Origin of the sequence: Achromobacter sp. SIMBA_011, from assembly GCF_046535435.1 — a bacterium.
Taxonomy (GTDB): Bacteria; Pseudomonadota; Gammaproteobacteria; order Burkholderiales; family Burkholderiaceae_B; genus Achromobacter; species Achromobacter dolens.
Genome location: NZ_JAWRWN010000984.1, coordinates 1 through 248, shown reverse-complemented (window position 1 = coordinate 248; position 248 = coordinate 1). Strand labels below are relative to the sequence as shown.

Sequence of the window (248 nt, the reverse complement as noted above, 5' to 3'; positions counted from 1 at the left end):
GCAGTTGTTCCGCTCGCAGCAGCAACTCGACGGCGCGGCGAAGGACATCGCGGTGCTGCGCGAAGCGAACGTGCCGTTCGAACTGCTGTCGCCGGCCGAGTTGAAGAATGCCGAACCGGCCCTCGCCGCCGTATCGCACAAACTCACCGGCGGCCTGCGCCTGCCGGGTGACGAAACGGGCGATTGCCAGTTGTTCACGACGCGCCTCGCGGCGCTCGCGGAATCGCTCGGCGTGAAGTTCCGCTACA

General features: G+C 66.9%; 1 protein-coding gene. It reads left to right on the top strand.

Features of this window, described 5'->3' with window-relative positions:
• The coding region (locus SB816_RS33950) for an FAD-dependent oxidoreductase (RefSeq protein ID WP_410548493.1) at positions 1–248 on the top strand (248 nt) is incomplete at both ends.